This window comes from Pontibacillus yanchengensis (assembly GCF_009856295.1).
Classification (GTDB): domain Bacteria; phylum Bacillota; class Bacilli; order Bacillales; family BH030062; genus Pontibacillus; species Pontibacillus yanchengensis_A.
The window spans coordinates 885,875-905,764 of the sequence record NZ_WMEU01000001.1 but is presented as its reverse complement, the minus strand read 5'-3'; the positions used below and the strand labels follow the sequence as shown (position 1 = coordinate 905,764).

Genomic DNA, 19,890 nt, shown 5'->3' with positions numbered 1-19,890 from the left:
AAGAAGGAGTGCTATATGAAAAAATTAGATCACAAAGGATACTTCTTTATAGCGCCATTTTTTGCAATCTTTCTGGTTTTTAATATCTATCCGGTTCTGCTTACCTTTTACTACACCTTTACTAGCTATGAGGGATACGGAACCCCTGAATTTATTGGGCTTACTAACTATATTCGTATTTTTTCAGATAGCTATTTTTATGAGGCTTTCTTCAATACGTGGAAAATATGGGGATTAAACTTCGCCCTCCAGTTAGGGATTGCATTGTTATTAGCAGCATTGTTTTCAGATCTCCGATTTAAGATTAAAGGGCTTGGATTTTTTAGAGCCATTTTCTATCTACCAAACTTAATAACTATAAGTTCTGTCGCAATTCTATTTAGTATTATGCTAGATTGGCGTCACGGTTCTGTGAATATGTTTCTACAGCAGATAGGGCTTATCTCAGAGCCAATTAATTGGTTAAATCAACCTGTAACTGCTCAGGTTTCTGTGGCACTTATTCTTACGTGGATGTGGTTTGGTTACACCTTTATTGTATTGATGGCAGGGGTATCAGGTATCCCGGGAGAATTATATGAAGCTGCATTAATTGATGGGGCTAACCGATGGCAAACTTTTGTACATATAACGCTGCCTCTTCTGAAACCAATTATGTTATATGTCATGATTACTTCTTTAATTGGTGGTCTACAATTATTTGATTTACCAATGCTTATTACGGATGGCCTAGGAGCACCAGAAGGCTCCCTGAACACGATGGTATTGTATTTATACAACCAAGCATTCCGTTATAACAATTATGGCTATGCAGCGACCATTGCATATGCATTATTCCTTATTACAGTAATCTTTTCAGCTATTACATTTAAATCTATGTATCGTAAAAGTGTCAAAGAATAGGGGGGTTATAAGATGACTAGAAAGCAATATACCAAACTGATCGTCTATGTATGCTTAGTTCTGTTAGCTGTAATCAGTGCCCTGCCTTTTTACATGATGATTGTAAATGCCACACGAGATACGAAAGAGATTCTATCAGGCTTCTCTTTTTTACCAGGAAGTTCGTTAATTGAGAACTATCAAACAATGATGGATTACGTGAACATTTGGCTTGGGTTTAAGAATAGCTTAATTGTTTCTGTATCAGTCACGGTTCTTAGTGGGTATTTTTCTGCCTTAACTGCATTTGGGTTTGCGGTTTATAACTTTAAGGGTAAAAACCCGCTATTCATTTTTATGTTATTGATGATGATGGTACCTGGCCAACTAGGTTTAATTGGTTTTTATGAATTAAATAAATTTATTGGTACCCTTGATACATTTATTCCATTAATTGTTCCAGCTATAGCAAGTCCATTCGTAGTGTTCTTCTTAAGACAGTATTTAGCAACTACCTTACATCCAACACTATTAGAAGCAGCGCGAATGGATGGGGCAAGTGAATTGAAAATCTTCCATACGATTGCACTTCCGATAATGATGCCGGCAGTAGCTACTATGTCTATCTTTACGTTTATCGGATCTTGGAATAATTATATTGTTCCATTGGTTGTTCTGTTTTCACCAGAGAAATTTACGCTACCAGTATTAATGGGTTTCTTAAAAGGTTCGCAAGTTGCACAGAATTTAGGCTCTATGTATATAGGAATTGCAATCTCGGTTGTACCAATTATGGTAGCCTTCTTGTTCTTCTCTAAATATATCATAAGCAGTATTTCAGCTGGATCTGTAAAAGAATAATAGAAGAGGTGTAGAGCATGCAGACATTTTCAAAGGATTTTATTTTTGGAACCGCAACGTCTTCCTATCAGATTGAGGGTGCGGCTACCGAAGGGGGAAGAACTCCGTCTATATGGGATGAGTTTTCAAAAACACCAGGGAAAGTTTGGAATGGGGATACTGGTGATGTAGCCTGTGATCATTACCATCGTTTTGAGGAAGATATAGAGATCATTAAGGCACTTGGTGTTGACTCTTATAGGTTTTCCATATCATGGCCAAGGGTTTTTCCTAGCGAAGGCCAATATAATCCAGAAGGTATGGAGTTTTATAAGAAATTGGCTAAAAAGCTAACGGAAGCAGGGATTAAACCTTTCGTAACCCTATATCACTGGGATATGCCGAAATGGGCATATGATAAAGGTGGATGGGTAAATCGGGATTCTGTACAATGGTTTTTAGAATACGCAGAAAAATGTTTCGAAGAGTTAGATGATCTTGTCTCAATGTGGATTACTCATAATGAACCGTGGTGTGCAGCACTTTTGGGTTATTATGAAGGAGTTCACGCACCAGGTCATACGAATTTGGACGAGGCAGTAAGAGTTTCTCATCATTTGCTGCTATCTCATGGCAAAGCTGTAGAGCTTTATAAAAATCAGCTTCACTTAACTAAACCTATTGGAATCACGTTGAATCTTTCCCCTGTTTATCCTGCTAGTGAACGTGTAGAAGATGAACTTGCGGCAAATAATTATGATGGATATCTGAATCGTTGGTTTTTAGATCCAGTATTCAAAGCTAGCTATCCAAAAGATATGTTGAATTTATACTCTAAGCAAGTCTCAAGCTTTGATTTTATTCAAGAAGGAGATATGGGTACCATTGCAAGTCCATGTGATTTTTTTGGAATTAATTTTTATAATCGAGCGTTAATTCGTTATTCTACTAACTCACCACTTCTATTTGAGCCAGCAGAATCAGATTATCCTAAAACTGGTATGGGATGGGATGTATCCCCGAATGAATTCAAAGAACTAATTCGCACCCTTAGAAGGGATTTTACAGACTTGCCTATATATATTACGGAGAATGGGGCTGCATTTCAAGATGTCCTTGAGGAAGATGGAACCGTGAAGGATGTAGAACGAAGAGATTATATGGAGCAACATATTGAAGCCATATCTGCCTTAAATGAGGAAGGGATGAACATTCAAGGCTATTACTTGTGGTCGCTGCTTGATAATTTTGAGTGGGCATTTGGCTATGATAAACGGTTTGGAATTACGTATGTCGACTTTCAAACCCAGAAAAGGTATATGAAAGACAGTGCCAAACGATATGCAGAGATTGTTCATAGTAGACAACTTTAGGTAAAATAGAAACCGGTTTCGTTCATGGGAGGAGTGAAAGAATGAGAACAGTAAAACAAATTGTAACGGCACGAGATACGGAAGATCGGTTAACAGAAAAGGAAACAGTGTCGTTTACGTCGGATAATCAGGAAGCAGATATTTGTATCGATCCCTCCATAACCTATCAATCTATCTTTGGATTTGGAGGGGCCTTTACGGAAGCTACGGCTTACACACTTAGTCAGATGTCTGAGGATAAACGAGCAGAGGTACTGCACAAATATTTTGATCAAAATGAGGGTATTGGGTACAACATTGGTCGTGTTCATATTCATAGTTGCGATTTCGCTTTAGAGAATTATACGTATGTTCAAGAAGGAGATGTTGACTTAGCTACATTCGATATTTCTCGAGATCACAAATGGGTTCTCCCACTCTTGAAGGATGCTATGAAAGTGAAGGGAGACACGATCCCACTTCTAGCATCTCCTTGGAGTCCTCCTGCTTGGATGAAAACAAATCAAGATATGAATAACGGTGGACAGCTTTTACCAGAGTACCAACAAACATGGGCGAAGTACTATGCAACATTTATCCAGGAATATCAACGGGAAGGATTGGAGATATGGGGCGTTTCTGTTCAAAACGAACCAGCAGCTGTCCAAGTTTGGGATTCTTGTATTTATTCTGCTGAGGAAGAACGAGACTTTGTGAAAAATCATCTCGGACCTACACTGCATGAGAATGGACTAGAGGATATTAATATCCTCATCTGGGATCATAACCGTGATCAAATCGTTGAGAGAGCTTCCACTGTTTTGTCTGACCCTGAAGCAGCAAAATATGTATGGGGAACTGGTTTTCATTGGTATGTGAGTGAAGATTTCGAGCAAGTTGGAGAGGTGCATAACCGATTCCCAGATAAACATCTTTTGTTCACGGAAGGTTGCCAAGAAGGTGGAGTAAAGCTAGGTGAATGGTTCACAGGTGAGCGATATGGAAGAAATATGATTGGTGATTTAAATAATTGGACTGAAGGTTACTTGGATTGGAACATGGTTCTTAATGAAGATGGTGGTCCTAACCACGTCCAAAACCTTTGTGACGCTCCAATCATTGCCGATACCAAAACAAATGAACTTCATTACAACAGTTCGTACTATTATATTGGACATTTTAGTAAATTCATTCGTCCTGGAGCTCTTCGAATTGGGGTTACCAATCACCATGATGTTTTAGAAACTACGTCATTTAGAAACAAGGACGGTAGCATTGCCGTAGTCGTAATGAATGAGTCTGATGAGCACCAAGCATTCTCTTTAGGGGACTGTGATCATCTTATACATTTTGAACTCCCTGCCCATTCCATCGCTACTTATATTGTTAACGGATAATTTATTATGGATAAGGAGGTATCATGTTTATGAGGAAAAGCCACTATTATTATGATGCACAAAAAGGATTTGTTATTGAAAACTTTGATAAGGCAAAGACATTTTCTAGTTTCCTACCCGGGATTGCAGGTGTAAAAGGGATTCCAATGTGGGCGTTCTACGTGAATAGAGGTCAAGGCATTTGTAGCTTTGGAATAGAAAATAAAAATTCTCCTATTATGGAATTTTCACCTGCGAGTATTGCCTATCGCAATGTATCGAAAAACGGCTTTAGAACGTTTGTTAAATTGAAGAATCAGGAGCGCCTAATAGAGCCCTTTAGTCCTGATGTAGATACGGAACACATTCAACGAAACATGTATATAAAAGAAAATCGGCTAACAATTGAGGAAATCAATCCAGAAGTCGGAATAAACGTAACGGTAAACTATTTTCAAATTCCTCATGATCATTTCGCTGGACTCGTTCGAAAAGTGGAAATTACCAACCTTAATGACACACCCTTGGATTTGGAAGTCGTGGATGGTATGCCGGAGGTTCTTCCTTATGGGGTTGAAAATATGGCTTATAAGGAAGTAGGAAACCTATTAAGAAGTTGGATGGAAGTGTATAACCTAGAGAACAGCATTCCCTTTTATCATGTTCGAGCAAGTATTGGGGATGAAGCAAAGGTAGAGGAAGTGACTAAAGGCCATTTTTACCTATCTTTCACAGATGATAAGCAGCTACAGTCTCCAATTGTCGATGCAGATATCTTATTTGGTACAGAAAGCTCGCTTCGTTATCCAGAAGGGTTTATCCAACATTCCTTGGATGAGTTAGCTACTTTTTCACAAGTTACAGCTAATAAAGTACCTTGCGCATTTACTCCTGTCAAAAAATATTTGGAACCACAACAGTCTGTTACTATCTCTAGCATTATAGGCCATGTAGAAGATATTGATGTAATAAATTCTAGGGTCAATGAACTAACAAGATTGAATTACATACAAGAAAAACAACAAGCTGCGGATGAGCTCGTTCATCAACTTACCGATTCCATTCAGACAGCCACGGATTCCCCTGTTTTTGACCAATACTGTCGTCAAACCTATTTAGACAATGTATTACGCGGAGGCGTTCCGTTATTGTTAGAAAATGGAGAGGATAACTTTGTTTATCACGTATTTTCTAGAAAGCATGGCGATATGGAAAGGGACTATAATTTCTTCCGTATAGCACCAGAGTATTATTCTCAAGGTAATGGAAACTTTCGTGATGCTAATCAGAATAGACGAAATGATATCTTCTTTAACCCTAAGATTGGCAGTTTCAATGTCAACATGTTTATGAGCTTGATTCAAATAGATGGCTATAACCCACTCTCGGTGGAGGGATGCACGTTTGAAATTCCACAAGTACGTCTAGATAGCGTTAAACAAGTTGTAGAAAACCATGTATCTTCTCATCAAGAAGAGATTATACAATTGCTTTCTTCCCGCTTCACACCTGGTAAGCTCATGCATTATATTGCGCTTCATCATGTTGACGTAAAGGGGAATGAAGATGAATTTCTAGCAAACATCCTATCCAATAGTACTCAACAAATAGAAGCTAGCTTCGGGGAAGGGTTTTGGACAGATCATTGGACGTATAACCTTGACCATATTGAAAGCTACTTGGCTATTTATCCAGATCAGATCGAAGCTTTCTTATTTGATGATCATACGTATGCGTTTTTTGATAGTCCTGTACGTGTACTTCCTAGAAAGCAAAAGCATGTCCTTTCTAACGGTACTGTAAGACAGTATGGAGCAGTACAGGAAGACGAACAGAAAATGAAGAAACTAGGAGTTGGTCTGCAAGATACTAATTGGCTTCGAACCAAATCGGGTGAAGGTGAAGTCTATCAAACCAGTTTATTTGCAAAATTGATTTCGCTATCCTTAGTAAAATTCTCTTCCTTAGATCCATATGGGATGGGAATTGAAATGGAAGCCAATAAGCCTGGTTGGAATGATGCGCTAAATGGTTTGCCAGGTTTAATAGGATCAGGTATGGGTGAAACATTTGAGTTGAAAAGATTGATTAATTTTATGCTCCAGAATATGTCCATGTATGAAGGCAAATCCATTTATCTTCCTGAGGAAATTACAAGCTTCCTTTACAATGTGAATACTCTAGTTGAGGAGTACTACTCTGACCATATCAATGAATTTACGTACTGGGATGAAGTTTCCACTCTTAGGGAGACATTCAGAGAGAATGTACGATTTGGGATAACTGGTAAGGAAGAATCTGTTTCATTAGCCGAACTAAAGTCGATGTATGAAGGGTTTTTAAATAAAATCAACAAAGGCATTCAACGTGCAATTGAAATAGGTGATGGACTCTCACCAACTTACTTGTCCTATGAAGCAAGCGATTATGAGGTAATAGATTTGGAGCAATCCGAAACATTATCAACGTTTGAAGGTTTGCCGCCAGTTCGTGTTAAAAGGTTTACGGTCAAACCTCTTAATCACTTTTTAGAAGCTCCTGCAAGGGCTTTAAAGACATCTGAAAATAAAGAAGTATCCTTATCTATCTATAACGCTGTAAAAGAGACAGCTTTATTTGATGAAGCGTTAAAGATGTATAAAACCTCCGTTGATCTAACAAATGAGTCGTACGAGATTGGTAGGATTAAAGCATTCACACCAGGATGGCTAGAAAGAGAATCTGTATTTCTCCATATGTCCTATAAATACTTACTTGGACTGATTAAATCTTCCTTATATGATGAGTTTTTCGAGGAAATAAAAACATCACTCATACCGTTTTTAGATGCTGAGAAATATGGAAGGAGTACACTTGAAAATGTCTCTTTTATTGCTACATCTGTCAATCCAGATCCAGCGGTTCATGGACAAGGTTTTGTTGCGCGACTAAGTGGATCTACGGCAGAATTCTTAAGCATGTGGAAAGAGATGATGTTTGGTCATTACCCATTCACTATGGTAAATGGAGAACTAGCATTTGCATTAAATCCGATATTACCAGGATGGTTATTTAATGAGCAAGGTGAGGTATCAGCTACATTTTTAGGCAGTACTACCATTACGTATAAAAACCAAGATAAACGTAATACGTATGGCGAAAATCATACCGAAGTTAATTCCATGAAGCTAGTGTACCATGATGGAAAATCAGAAATCATAGAGGATGCAATCATAGTTGGTGATATCGCTTACGACATACGTAATGGTGATGTAGCCTCTATTGAAGTGGAGATGAGCTAGTCTAATTAAAATGCGTAAATTATGTTGAACATACCAATACGTGAACAAGCACTCGCTTTCTAATAGCGGGTGCTGTTTTTTTACTAACTGAGATACAGGGACAGGTGCGTTGTCTCAATTTAAGGACACGATGAGACGAGGAACCTGTCCCTTCATCTCATTTTACTTCCTCTTTTTTTACCATAGATAAACATATTTACTAAAAACTAGTTGTAAGTATGAAACATAGCTTAAGAAAAAAGGAGGAGACAAGTGGGAATACCGTTTTTGAAAATGGCTGTTGTTTACTTTTTAGTGGGGATTGGGTACGGAATTTACATGGATATGACGCAGGATTTTGATTTAAAGGGTGCTCATGCCCATATTAATTTAGCTGGTTGGGTTTCTATGGCTCTATTCGGTATTATTTATCATTATTTTCAAAGTATTGATAATTCTCTAGCAAAAGTCCATTTTTGGTTGTACAACATTGCGATGCCAATATTCATGATATCTCTAAGCTTTGTGCTGACCGGAAACATTAGTTTTGTACCTGGTATTATTGTTGGAAGTAATTTATTAGCGATTGCCGTATTAGTATTTGCTTCTAATGTTCTATTCAAGTTGAAAGCGAGTAACGAAGCGAAACTTAAGCAAGAGCAGAACATGCAAGATTGATTTATGTTTAATAAAGAAAAACTGGTTACTGAATTCTGTTTCTAGACGCTTAAAGGACCAATTTTATACGATACCTTACTTTTTAAAAGGCTGTCTCTACTAAGGGGCAGCCTCTTTTTGTTGAGGTAAGAGAAAATATACTTATACATGATGGATATTTAATAAAAGGACTTTTTACACAGTTTTTAATTTTCTAAAAATTACACTTCACAAATAAATTCGTCGTATTGTATAATTGTCATACAAATTAAATGATACCGCTTACATAGTTGCGGTGTTTGGGAGGGTATTCATTGTCTGTATGGGATTTAGCTGTTGATTTAGGATTGATTTCGATGTTGTTGTTGGTAGGAGTAGTGCTTCGGGCGAAAGTGACAGGCATTCAAAAAGTATTTATTCCAGCGAGTATTATTGCTGGGTTGGCTGGACTAACTTTAGGTCCAAATGGGTTCAATCTATTACCGTTTTCCGATCTGGTTAGTCATTATCCTACGATTTTAATAGCTGTCATTTTTGGTGCTATTCCAATCGGGGCTGCGAAAGTGAATTGGCAGCAAACATTTGGGCGTATTCGTAACATGTGGGTTTATTCTATGATGCTGACTCTTTTAATGTGGGGCGGCGGAGCAATGATTACATACTTATTGCTTGCAAGGGTTTGGGACATTCCTACTGGATTTGGATTGGTACTAGGAGCAGGCTTCCTTGGAGGTCACGGAACAGCGGCTGCAGTTGGAGAAGCGTTTAGTGGACTTGGCTGGGAGGAAGCGACAGCCCTTGGCTATACATCGGCAACGATTGGATTAATTTGTGCCATATTAGGTGGACTATTTTTAATCAAGAAAAGTGCTAGAAACAACCAGACTAATTTCATCTCGGACTTTAAAGATCTACCAAATGAACTTAGGACAGGACTTGTACCTCAAGACAATCGTAAAAGCTTTGGCGATGATACTGTTTCCAGTAACACCGTGGATCCGTTATTTTTTCATATTGCGATTATATCATTAGTGGTAATGGGAAGTTACTTTCTACAATCTTGGATTGAGTCCGTCTTCCCAAGCATTAGTGTACCGTTGTTAAGTCTATCATTTGTGGTTGGATTGATTGTCCAATTCGTACTGAACGCCACCAAGGCAAATGACTACGTAGATAAGCGGATTATTGATCGTATTAGTGGCACAGCTACAGATTTGATTGTAGCGTTTGGGATTACATCGATTAATCTAGCTGTTGTAGCGGCATATGCTTGGCCACTTATTGCATTGTTTATCTTTGGTATTATTTGGGCGTATTGTATTTTCCATTTCATCGCACCGCGAGTATTTCATCAACACTGGTTTGAAAATGGTATCTTTGGATGGGGATGGAGTACTGGAACAGTAGCAATGGGGATAGCGCTATTACGCATTGTTGATCCAAAAATGAAAAGTTCCACATTGGATGACTACGCATTAAGCTACGTTGGTATGGTTCCAGTCGAGATTTTAATCATTACCTTTGGTCCGATCATGATGATGTCAGGCCTAGGTGGAGTATTCCCACTTATTTTACTAGGAGGTAGTGTCGTTATTTTACTCATAGCAGCGAAATCAGGTTGGCTAGTCTCGAAAGAAACAGTAGACTACCGAAATAGCAAACCTGTTTATTCCTACGAGGAGGCTCAATGATTTAAATGAAAATAGAACGGAAGAAAGTATCCATGCAAGTATTCGATCGCATTAAAGAAATGATTCAACAAGAAAAAATGAAGCCTGGCGATAAGCTGCCAACAGAGAAACAACTTTCTGAAATGTTTGGGGTAAGTCGGACGCCAGTTAGAGAAGCTTTAAGTGTTCTAGAAGCTAGCGGCCTTACGACTTCCAAGCAAGGAGGAGGAAGTGTCATACAAGCTACTTCTCTAAGCAACTTGATGGAGGAGACACAGTTTGAATTTGTAGATCCAAAGGAAGTGCTGAACCTCCTTGAAACAAGAATCATATTAGAGACAGAAGCTGCAAGACTAGCAGCTGAACGCCGAACTCCAGAAGAGCTAGAAGAAATGAAACAAAACCTAGATGCAATCCGGTTATCACAGGATGAAAACCAAATTGGGTACAAGGAGGATATTGCGTTTCACAATGCAATTGTAAAAGCCTCTCACAACCCTATTTTAAATCAAACCATTGAAGGAGTAACGAATTTGTATGAAAAAGCGATTCGTTTTTCTCTTATGAAAAATATGGGTGTTTCTGAAAAAAGAGTGCAAGTATTAAGTGAGCATGAGCGAATTTATGCCGCGATTTGCCAGGGAAATGGTCCAAAAGCCAAAGAAGAAATGCAAACTCATTTATCCAATGCACGAAAGAAATTTGAAGAAGAGCTCAATCAAGCAGCTAATTCATAAAAGGGAGAGAGTGTAATGATCGAAAAACCAGTGCAATTCTACAGTGAAGGACTATTACTACAAGGGAGTTTATATTTTCCTGACTTCTATCAAGAGGGAGATAAGCTTCCAGCGATTATACCAAATTCTGGCTATCAAGGGGTCAATGAATTCTATCCTCGAATGTTTGCACAATCGTTGACGGATAAAGGCTACATTTGTTTAGGTTTTGATTACCGTGGCTTTGCAGATAGTGAAGGGGATCCTGCAAGAGTCCTATTAGAGGAACAAGTCCAGGACATTCATAACGCCATTACATTTCTTCAACTACAAGAGGAAGTTGATCATGAGCGAATTGGCCTGATTGGTTGGGGCATGGGTGGTTCGAACGTCATTCGTGTTACAGAAACCAATAATAATGTTAGTGCTGTTGCGACTTTAAATGGCTTTTATCATGGTGAGCGCTGGTTGAAGACGGTTCATTCTTATGAGGATTGGATGAAGGTATTAGAAACAGTAGAGCAAGATCGCATCCGACGAGTGGTTGAAGGGGAATCAAAGGAAGAGGAACCATTTCTTCATTATCCACTAGACCCCGCGACAAGAGACTATGTCGAAAAAGAATTGGCCGATCGTAAAGGATTTGGTGGTAAGACACGTATTCAATTCACCGAATCTTTACTAGAGCTTGATGCGGATCGCGCGGCACAAAACCTTGAAGACATTCCTCTATTTGTTGGTCATGGAGTAGAAAATATCCTTCATCCTTATGAAGAAGCTATTGCTCTATATGAACAGGCTGCAGAACCAAAGCAGTTCTATCGTATTGAAGGAAAGCACAATGACTTTATGTATAGCAAAAACAGTGAATATATTGCTTTAATGGATGAATTGGAAACCTTTTTTAACGAGGCATTAGCATAAAGGGGAGACATTAAAATGACAGAATACTACCATCCTCTTTTACAGGGAGCTTATGATCTTCACGTTCATAGCTCCCCAAGTCTTTTTCCGAGAAAACAAACGGATTGGGAACTTGTTAAAGAGGGACAAAAAGCTGGTATGAAAGGGTTGGTCATTAAAGCCCATGAAGGAAATTCTTATGACCGTGCGTATTTAATTCGAGAAAAGATACCAGATATTGATGTGCAAGGTGGGCTTGTATGTAATTTGTTTACAGGTGGACTTTCTCCTCATGCCGTAGATACAGCTCTGCAGATGGGGGCGAAAATAATTTGGATGCCCACCATATCAGCCAAGCAACACGCTAATTATTTTCAAAATCATTCCCAGGGAAATTTTTTTAATAGTAAAAAGTCTCTGGATTATTCAGCATCTGTATTAACGATATGGAATGACCATGGAGAGGTGAAGGACGAAGTAAGACAAATCCTCTCTCTTATTGCTTCACATGATGCTGTGCTTGCAACAGGTCATCTTTCTCCAGATGAAGTGGGCATATTAGTTGATGAAGCGATTCATATTGGAGTAGAACGTATTTTAATACAACATGCTGATCTAGGTATTGCTCAAATTCCACTTGATATGCAAGTGGATCTAGCAGAGAAGGGTTGCATGATTGAGAAATGTTTTCTTGCATGTGGGAATGATTTCAATAATTTAACTGTTTCAGAAATGGCACATACGATCCGGACAATAGGAACAGCATCTTGTGTATTAGTTACCGATTATGGTCAACCGCATAATTCGACTCCAATAAAAGGATTACAAGAATTTATCGAGAAATTGTTAGAATCGGGGTTAAAAGAAGATGAAATAACGGAAATGGTGTCGACTAACCCAAAATCCTTATTAGGTTGATATCATGTAAAGGAGGTCACATACGTGAACGAATGGATAGAAGCACTACAAAAGCACCTCCCTGAAAAGCAAATTATGACCCATTTAGCAGATCGACATAGTTATAGCTTTGATGCTTCGTTTGGAGAATATTTACCTGAAATTGTGGTGCAGGCGAAAAAGAAGGAAGAAGTCGTCGATATTGTGAAAATTGCCAATGAACACCGGATTCCCATTTACCCACGGGGACAAGGAACGTGCTTAAGTGGTGGTCCGTTACCTGTGAATGGTGGAATTGTCTTGGATTTATCGCAATGGCCTGAAGAAATCGACGTCAGTGCTGATGATTTAACCGTAACGGTATCACCAAGTGTGTTAACAGCAAATATTGATAAAGCTGCAAGAGAACATGGTTTGATGTATGCTCCAGATCCAAGCAGTGCCCATGTAGCAACCATAGGAGGCAATCTTGCCGAGAACTCCGGAGGTCCTCGAGGCTTGAAATATGGGGTGACAAAGGATTTCGTACTTGGACTGGAATTGGTTACACCAGAAGGAGAAATCATTCGTACAGGTGGAAAGACGATTAAAAATGTTACAGGTATTGATTTGACGAAATTGCTCGTTGGATCGGAAGGTACGCTTGGGGTCATTACAGAAGCAACGCTAAAATTAGTTCCAAAACCACCAGCTGTACAGACGTTAATGGCTGTTTTCGATGATGTGCGTCTTGCTGGACAGGCTATTTCAAGAACATTAACCTCAGGCATTCTACCATCTAAAATGGAATTCATGGACCAAGCTTGTATTAGAGCAGTGGAAAACTTTCAACCAGCTGGATTACCTACGGATGCTGCCGCTATTGTCATCATTGAATTGGACGGCCATCCGGAGACGCTAAGCATTGAAAAAGAGCTTATCCAGGATATTATGAAAAATATCGGAGCAAGGGATACCGTCATTCCTGAGTCGCAAGAGGATGCAACGAAAATTTGGCATGCCCGAAAACAGGTATCACCAGCCATTGCCAAAATTAAGCCCACAAAAGTCTCTGAGGATGCCACCGTACCAAGAAGTAAAATTCCTGATATGATGGATCGTCTTAAGGAGATAAAAGAACGCCACAATGTTGAGATTGTCGTATTTGGTCACGCAGGTGATGGCAATCTACACCCTAATGTCCTATGTGATAAACGTGATCAAGAAGAAATGGGGCGAGTTGAATTAGCTGTAGAAGAAATTTTCCAAGCAGCTATTGATCTTGGAGGGACTCTGTCAGGAGAGCATGGCATAGGTACGATGAAGGCTCCATTTATGGAAAATGAACTCGGAGAAGTTGGGCTAGATATGATGCGTCGAATCAAGGATGCCTGGGATCCGAATGGTATAATGAATCCAGGTAAAATCTTTCCGGAAAAAGGCCAGAAGCTGGTGTTGCGTAGTGAGTAGTGTAAAAACGCTTCAGGAAAAGATTAATTATGACAAGACCTTTGATTGTGTACAATGCGGCTATTGTCTTCCTGCTTGTCCAACCTACGAAACAATGGAGAGGGAAACCCATTCCCCTCGTGGGCGCATCAATTTAGTAAAAATGGTTGCAGAAGGAAAAGCTGCTATTGAAGATTTACAAGAGCCTATTGAGAAATGTCTTGGTTGCATGGCATGTACAACGGTGTGCCCGACGGATGTGCAATATGGTGAAATTTTAGAAGGTGCCAAAGAAGTCATTGAAGACAATCAAGTCAAATCGAAGACCCAGCAAAAAACGGAGCAGTTTTTGTTTGAATCATTCTTTCCTTCTAAAGGGTGGATGGACACACTAGGAAATGCGACGTGGTTGTACCAAAAAACAGGCGTGCAAAAAATAGCCAGATCCTTTCATTTAACAAAGGTAGCCCCAATGAATCTCGATCAATTTGAAAAGGTGCTACCAGATTTACCGTCACCAAAAGAACGAAAACGACGTGCCAAACGTTTTATACGCAAACGTCCTGCTACAGCAAAAGTAGCCTTTTTTACAGGATGTGTGATGGACAGTATGTTTTTTGATACGAACCAAAATACGATTGAATTGTTGTTAAGGAGCGGCACAGAGGTTGTCCTTCCTGAGCAACAAACGTGCTGCGGTGCTTTACATGCACATTCGGGTAAAATTGACCAATCGAGAGAACTAGCGAAAGAGAACATTAAAGCCTTTGAAGAAGAGCAAGTAGATTACATTGTGAATAATGCTGGTGGATGTGGCGCTAGGTTAATAGAATATCATCATCTGTTTGAAGAAGGGACTGAATGGCATGAGCGTGCCAAGCAATTCGTTGCTAAGGTCAAAGATATAACCGAAGTTCTCGCAGAGCTTGATCAAATTATCTATACAAAACCTGTTGAGAAAACGGTAACCTATCAACCTTCATGCCACATGAGTAATGTTCAAAAGGTGAAACAGCCCCCACGTCAACTAATGGATAAAATACTAGGGTTAACATTAAAAGAACTCGATCGACCAGATTTTTGTTGCGGCTCAGCAGGTATTTATAACATTCTAAACTACGAAGATTCGATGGATGTACTTGATGTGAAAATGAAGGATGTCTGCTCGAAGCAACCTGAAGGTATTGTCACGACTAATCCTGGTTGCCTATTACAAATGAAACTAGGAATTGAACGCGAAGGAGCTAGTGAAGAAATGGATGCTGTGCATTTGATAGATTTACTTGCACAAGCTGGACCTGTTGGGAAATGGGAATAGTGATTAGGGAAAGGACGAGCGGATATGCTCGTTCTTTTTCGTGCTATAATATAACTTACTTTAGAGGAACAATAGGAGGAAATATGGTTATATGTCTTTTTTGTATATTGGATTAATAGGCTTTATAGGGTTGTTGTTTTTTGGTTCTGAGGGTTTTGTGATAGGTGCACTTGTGGGGATGATATGGACAACTCAATCTAATAGAAAAAGAATCCTAGAATTAGAAGATGAACTCTATGAATTCAAGTATAATAGAAGTTAATAAAGAATCATTAAATGAAAATACGCACTATCTCGAGAATATGTCTTATGGTATCGTTGCAGATGAAGGACAATATAATAGAAATCCTATAAAAAATGACGCTAAGAAATGAAAAAATATATGAAGGATTGGACACTTATACTATTTTTTATACGAAACATTATAGTATATCGCTCATATCGCTATCCGATACAGAGAAAAAATGGTTGGAATGATTGTATTAATAATGTACTTGGCTTCTTAAAGATACATCTAGTTGCTATCAATAAAGGTTAATTTGGGTACCGTATCGGTAGGCGGTATGAATTGCAAAATCACGTTTTAAATTTCATTTTTGTAATAAAAGGAGGAACGGTATGCGACACGATATAGAGCCGAATGAACGTGCCTTTTCATCCAAGGCAGTAGCGGATGAACTTGGCATAGCTACAACAACTGTAAGGAAGTATGGCCAAATTCTGGAAAGAAACGGCTATGAGTTTTTTAAAGATGGAGATCGTCGTATATTTGTCCGTTCAGATATCAAAGCGCTTATAGCGATACGCGACACGGCTAAGAATAGAGACGATACAGCAATAGAGATTGTAGCCCAGCAAAAAGAGAGATTAGAAGAAACACAGGAAGCAATGGAAACAAAACCAGCAACTCAAGGTACATATGATCATTCACTCCAAGACCCCAATCAATTACATGAATTTATTAAATTCCTCTCTAGTGAACTAGCTGCTACACGTGAAATGAATGTTCAACTGCAAAATGATATGTCACATCTTAAATCAACTGTATCGCAACTCCAGCAAGATCACCATGTAATTAGTTCTGGGGTGGGAAATTTCTCGCAAAAGACTAATACGAAAATTGAAAAATTAGTAGAACAACAACAAAACCATTATGAACAATTACTCGAACAAGAAAAGCAAAAAAGTGAACTCTTGCAAGAAGAAATAAAGCAAATGCGTGAAGAACAGCAAAAAGAATGGCGTGTGCAAAATGATTTTAATAAACAAATACAGGAATCATTTCAGAGACCAAAAGGGTTTTGGGAGTCTCTATTTTCTATATTTCGTAAGTAGTTGATATTCGTACACTCACACTTGAGGTGAACGATTTGAAGGGAATAAAGATTACTAAAAATAGAGCTGCTCTATTATCTATATCTGCTCTTTTAATAATAAGTTTGATATTGACTTCTAATGAAAAAGGAATCTCTTATGTAAGACGTAACCTAGATATTCATCAGGCAGAAACAGTACCTTATCAAAATGATATTACTTTTACTTTAACAACAAAGCAAATTCTAAATGGCTTGAATGAACCTATACATATAAATCAAATATACGATACAGATATTTATGTGGAAGAAGTAAAAGAAAAAATGAATGATTTGAAAGAAAAAAAGAATATTTAATTATTGTGGGATTTAATAGCCATTACCATGCAGACGGTGGAACAATGTTAAGCCTATTTCGTTTAAACGATAATCAAACAAGAACAAATACCATTCGATTAAAAGCCTATGAGGAAAATGGTGCTGAAGGGAATTATGGAAGTGGTTTTGGAGATAGTGAAGGTAATTCAGAACAAATGGCTATGTTTGTCTTTACTAAAGAAGAATTACAAAAAAGTAAGCGATGGACCTTTCAAATGAGTAACATGCATTTATTAAACTATAAAAAAAGAACTAGTACTTCGTGATGGTAGAAATCCTATATATGAGCCAAAGGGAAAATGTTTAATATTAGAAGCTATCCCCCCGGTCATTAAGATATAAAAAAACATATAAGAGGTGATTGTCAGTTGAATATCCAAATGTTTCAACAAATGGCGCAATTACAGGCAATTCGTACGATGGGTTCGGGAAATTCGGCATCGTCTTCTATGAATACGTCATCGTTTTTTACGCAGTTATTGCAAAATGAAATGGCATCGTTTGATGTTCCAACAGCATCTAAACAAACTAGAAGCATGACATCGTCCATGCCTCCTCTTTCGATGGGGTCAATGAATCAGGTGATGACATCTTCCAACTCGTTCAAACCACAAATAGAAGCTGCGGCTCAAGAGCATAATGTAGATCCAAAGCTACTAAATGCTGTTATTAAACAAGAATCGAATTTTAATCCAAATGCAGTAAGTAACGCAGGAGCGAAGGGATTAATGCAGCTTATGCCTGCTACAGCACAAGGATTAGGGGTAGAGAACATTATGGATCCTATCGAAAATATCAATGGGGGAGCAAAGTATCTTCGGCAGATGCTAGATAAATACAACGGGGATACAGAACTAGCGCTGGCAGCTTATAATGCTGGTCCAGGTAATGTAGACAAGTATGGTGGGATTCCGCCATTTGAAGAGACGAAAGCTTATGTACCAAAAGTGATGTCCAATTATATGAATGCGTAACTGATATAGAAAACGCTTGGATAACAAACGAGTTATCCAAGCGTTTTTATTGTTATCTAGCTTACATCTATAAACGGATGAGTATGTGGATAACTTGATAAAGTGATGTTGCCGCGTCCAGCTCCAGCGCCCAGCGACTAGCAAACTTCCTGCACCTCCTTACGATAAGTCAACATCGAACGCTTGAGCTCTTCGTGTTTCCTTTCGGCTTACACGACTTAGGTTGGTTCGATGTTGCTGCGTGACGCGGGCCTACAGGAGGTAGGTCAGTTCGATGTTGCTGCATGATGCAGCGCTTTTAATCGAACCTCACCCGGTGCAGAACTTATATTATTCCAGGACAGTTTGTACGTCGCTAACAGGGCGCCCCGAGCTTTTGTTCTGATATTAATCGTTAACTTGCTCTGGCACTAGGAATTTCACCTTGAGAGAATCTAGGTCGAATCAGTTGCTTCACAAACCATCCTGCTACAAGTAACCAGAGAATCCCTCCTAAAATCATGGAGGTAGTGTAGGCTAGTCCAAACCCTTCAGGTGCATAAAAAATATACGTGCTCACGACAGCTGTCATTGCCAGAGCTGGTATGCTGGCAATCCAGTGGAATTTTCCTTCCCTTAAGAGATACATGGTAGCTGTCCATAACATAACGGTAGCTACAACCTGGTTGGACCACCCAACATATCGCCAAAGAAAGGAATAATCAATTTGGGTTAAGAGGAACGTTGGTAAAGCAACAGGGATCGACAACCAAAGTGGCGTCCATTTACCAGTTAGCTCTTTTTTACGAAATTGTGTAATTAAATCACCTAGCATCATACGAGAGGAACGAAGTGCTGTATCTCCTGTGGTCACAGGTAATATGATAACACCAATGACAGCCAAAACCCCTCCAAAGGCACCAAGAGTAGACGTGCTGATTTCATTAACAACGCTAGCTGGACCACCTGCATCAAGTGCTTCTTTAAGTCCTCCCGTAGATCCAAAGAACGTCATGCCGGCAGCAGCCCAAATCAATGCAATAATGCCCTCCGCAATCATTGCTCCATAGAAAACTTTGCGACCTTCACTTTCTTTTTTTAATGTGCGGGCAAGAATTGGACTTTGAGTACTATGAAATCCTGAGATAGCACCACAAGAAATGGTTACCATTAGTAATGGCCAAATGGGTGTTTGTTTAGCTTCAGGATGTAAATTATTGAACGTTAAATTTGGTATAGGGTTATCAAAGAAAAATAGCCCCACTCCGATCGATACAGCCATAAAGATTAAAATAGCTCCAAAGATAGGATAGATTTTACCGATGATCTTATTAACTGGTAATAGTACAGCGATTAGGAAGTAAGCAAAAATAACAAGTAAAGAAGCCATAAATGTTAAAGGGGTTACTTCCGCCATTAATTGCGCTGGGCCTGCGGTAAAGGCAGCTGCCACAAGAACCATGAGAGCAATAGATAGCACATTAATGACAGAGCGAGCAGGTTTACCTAAGTATTTTCCGACAATGGTAGGGTATTGAGCACCGTTATGTCGTATGGAAAGCATTCCAGAGAAATAATCATGTACAGCTCCACCAAAGATGGATCCAATTACAATCCAGATAAAAGCCACAGGTCCATATAATGCTCCTAAAATGGCTCCAAAAATAGGACCTAGTCCAGCTATGTTTAATAGTTGAATTAAACTAGCTTTCCACCAACTCATTGGCATATAGTCAAATCCATCCTGATTCGTATAGGCAGGTGTACTTGTTTGATCATTAATCCCAAAAATTCGCTCGACCACCTTTCCATAAACAACGTAACCTAAAATTAATAACAAGATGGATGCAACAAATGTAACCATCGTGACAGCCTCCTTTCAAAAAAACGATTTTAGAATGTAAAAAACATTGTAAGGTTAGCTGACGGAAAAAACAATTAAAAAAA

General features: G+C 38.9%; 18 protein-coding genes. 17 read left to right on the top strand and 1 reads right to left on the bottom strand.

Features of this window, described 5'->3' with window-relative positions; all coding sequences use genetic code 11:
* Positions 1 to 15 precede the first annotated feature (15 nt).
* The 17 genes from GLW08_RS04415 (at position 16) to GLW08_RS04335 (ending at position 17,964) form a co-directional block, all read left to right on the top strand.
* Complete coding sequence (locus tag GLW08_RS04415) at positions 16 to 903, top strand: carbohydrate ABC transporter permease (RefSeq protein WP_160847337.1); 888 nt, start codon at positions 16 to 18, stop codon at positions 901 to 903.
* A gap of 12 nt (positions 904 to 915) precedes the next feature.
* On the top strand, positions 916 to 1,743 hold the full coding sequence (locus GLW08_RS04410; RefSeq protein ID WP_160847336.1) for a carbohydrate ABC transporter permease: 828 nt from the start codon (positions 916 to 918) through the stop codon (positions 1,741 to 1,743).
* Positions 1,744 to 1,760: 17 nt separating this feature from the next.
* Positions 1,761 to 3,095: a GH1 family beta-glucosidase gene (locus tag GLW08_RS04405; RefSeq protein ID WP_160847335.1), complete on the top strand. Its 1,335-nt coding sequence runs from the start codon at positions 1,761 to 1,763 to the stop codon at positions 3,093 to 3,095.
* A 41-nt stretch (positions 3,096 to 3,136) separates the two neighbouring features.
* On the top strand, positions 3,137 to 4,471 hold the full coding sequence (locus GLW08_RS04400) for a glycoside hydrolase family 30 protein (RefSeq protein ID WP_160847334.1): 1,335 nt from the start codon (positions 3,137 to 3,139) through the stop codon (positions 4,469 to 4,471).
* 29 nt (positions 4,472 to 4,500) lie between these two features.
* Positions 4,501 to 7,731 (top strand): cellobiose phosphorylase, encoded by a 3,231-nt coding sequence (locus tag GLW08_RS04395; RefSeq protein ID WP_160847333.1) that lies wholly within the window; start codon positions 4,501 to 4,503, stop codon positions 7,729 to 7,731.
* 252 nt (positions 7,732 to 7,983) lie between these two features.
* The gene (locus GLW08_RS04390) at positions 7,984 to 8,388 is read left to right on the top strand and encodes a cbb3-type cytochrome c oxidase subunit I (protein WP_160847332.1); all 405 of its coding nucleotides are present in this window, start codon (positions 7,984 to 7,986) and stop codon (positions 8,386 to 8,388) included.
* A 293-nt stretch (positions 8,389 to 8,681) separates the two neighbouring features.
* Complete coding sequence (locus GLW08_RS04385; RefSeq protein WP_160847331.1) at positions 8,682 to 10,058, top strand: sodium/glutamate symporter; 1,377 nt, start codon at positions 8,682 to 8,684, stop codon at positions 10,056 to 10,058.
* A 5-nt stretch (positions 10,059 to 10,063) separates the two neighbouring features.
* Complete coding sequence (locus GLW08_RS04380; RefSeq protein WP_160847330.1) at positions 10,064 to 10,774, top strand: FadR/GntR family transcriptional regulator; 711 nt, start codon at positions 10,064 to 10,066, stop codon at positions 10,772 to 10,774.
* Positions 10,775 to 10,789: 15 nt separating this feature from the next.
* Positions 10,790 to 11,677 carry an alpha/beta hydrolase gene (locus tag GLW08_RS04375; RefSeq protein WP_160847329.1) on the top strand — a complete coding sequence of 296 codons (888 nt, stop codon included), beginning with the start codon at positions 10,790 to 10,792 and terminating at the stop codon, positions 11,675 to 11,677.
* Between the two features lie 15 nt (positions 11,678 to 11,692).
* Positions 11,693 to 12,574, top strand: coding sequence for a DUF6282 family protein (locus GLW08_RS04370; protein WP_160847328.1), 882 nt, complete (start codon positions 11,693 to 11,695; stop codon positions 12,572 to 12,574).
* Positions 12,575 to 12,598: 24 nt separating this feature from the next.
* Positions 12,599 to 14,002, top strand: a complete 1,404-nt coding sequence (locus tag GLW08_RS04365) for an FAD-linked oxidase C-terminal domain-containing protein (RefSeq protein WP_160847327.1) — start codon at positions 12,599 to 12,601, stop codon at positions 14,000 to 14,002.
* Positions 13,995 to 15,299 carry a heterodisulfide reductase-related iron-sulfur binding cluster gene (locus GLW08_RS04360; protein WP_160847326.1) on the top strand — a complete coding sequence of 435 codons (1,305 nt, stop codon included), beginning with the start codon at positions 13,995 to 13,997 and terminating at the stop codon, positions 15,297 to 15,299. The genes GLW08_RS04365 and GLW08_RS04360 overlap by 8 nt, the downstream gene beginning before the upstream one ends.
* A gap of 91 nt (positions 15,300 to 15,390) precedes the next feature.
* Positions 15,391 to 15,561: a hypothetical protein gene (locus GLW08_RS04355; RefSeq protein WP_160847325.1), complete on the top strand. Its 171-nt coding sequence runs from the start codon at positions 15,391 to 15,393 to the stop codon at positions 15,559 to 15,561.
* Between the two features lie 356 nt (positions 15,562 to 15,917).
* Positions 15,918 to 16,634: a hypothetical protein gene (locus GLW08_RS04350; protein WP_160847324.1), complete on the top strand. Its 717-nt coding sequence runs from the start codon at positions 15,918 to 15,920 to the stop codon at positions 16,632 to 16,634.
* Between the two features lie 35 nt (positions 16,635 to 16,669).
* Complete coding sequence (locus tag GLW08_RS04345; RefSeq protein WP_160847323.1) at positions 16,670 to 16,969, top strand: hypothetical protein; 300 nt, start codon at positions 16,670 to 16,672, stop codon at positions 16,967 to 16,969.
* Between the two features lie 44 nt (positions 16,970 to 17,013).
* Positions 17,014 to 17,256: a hypothetical protein gene (locus tag GLW08_RS04340; RefSeq protein WP_160847322.1), complete on the top strand. Its 243-nt coding sequence runs from the start codon at positions 17,014 to 17,016 to the stop codon at positions 17,254 to 17,256.
* A 102-nt stretch (positions 17,257 to 17,358) separates the two neighbouring features.
* Positions 17,359 to 17,964: a lytic transglycosylase domain-containing protein gene (locus tag GLW08_RS04335; protein WP_237458302.1), complete on the top strand. Its 606-nt coding sequence runs from the start codon at positions 17,359 to 17,361 to the stop codon at positions 17,962 to 17,964.
* A gap of 394 nt (positions 17,965 to 18,358) precedes the next feature.
* Here GLW08_RS04335 and GLW08_RS04330 read toward each other — a convergent pair whose 3' ends face one another.
* The gene (locus GLW08_RS04330) at positions 18,359 to 19,807 is read right to left on the bottom strand and encodes a carbon starvation CstA family protein (protein WP_160847321.1); all 1,449 of its coding nucleotides are present in this window, start codon (positions 19,805 to 19,807) and stop codon (positions 18,359 to 18,361) included.
* Positions 19,808 to 19,890 lie beyond the last annotated feature (83 nt).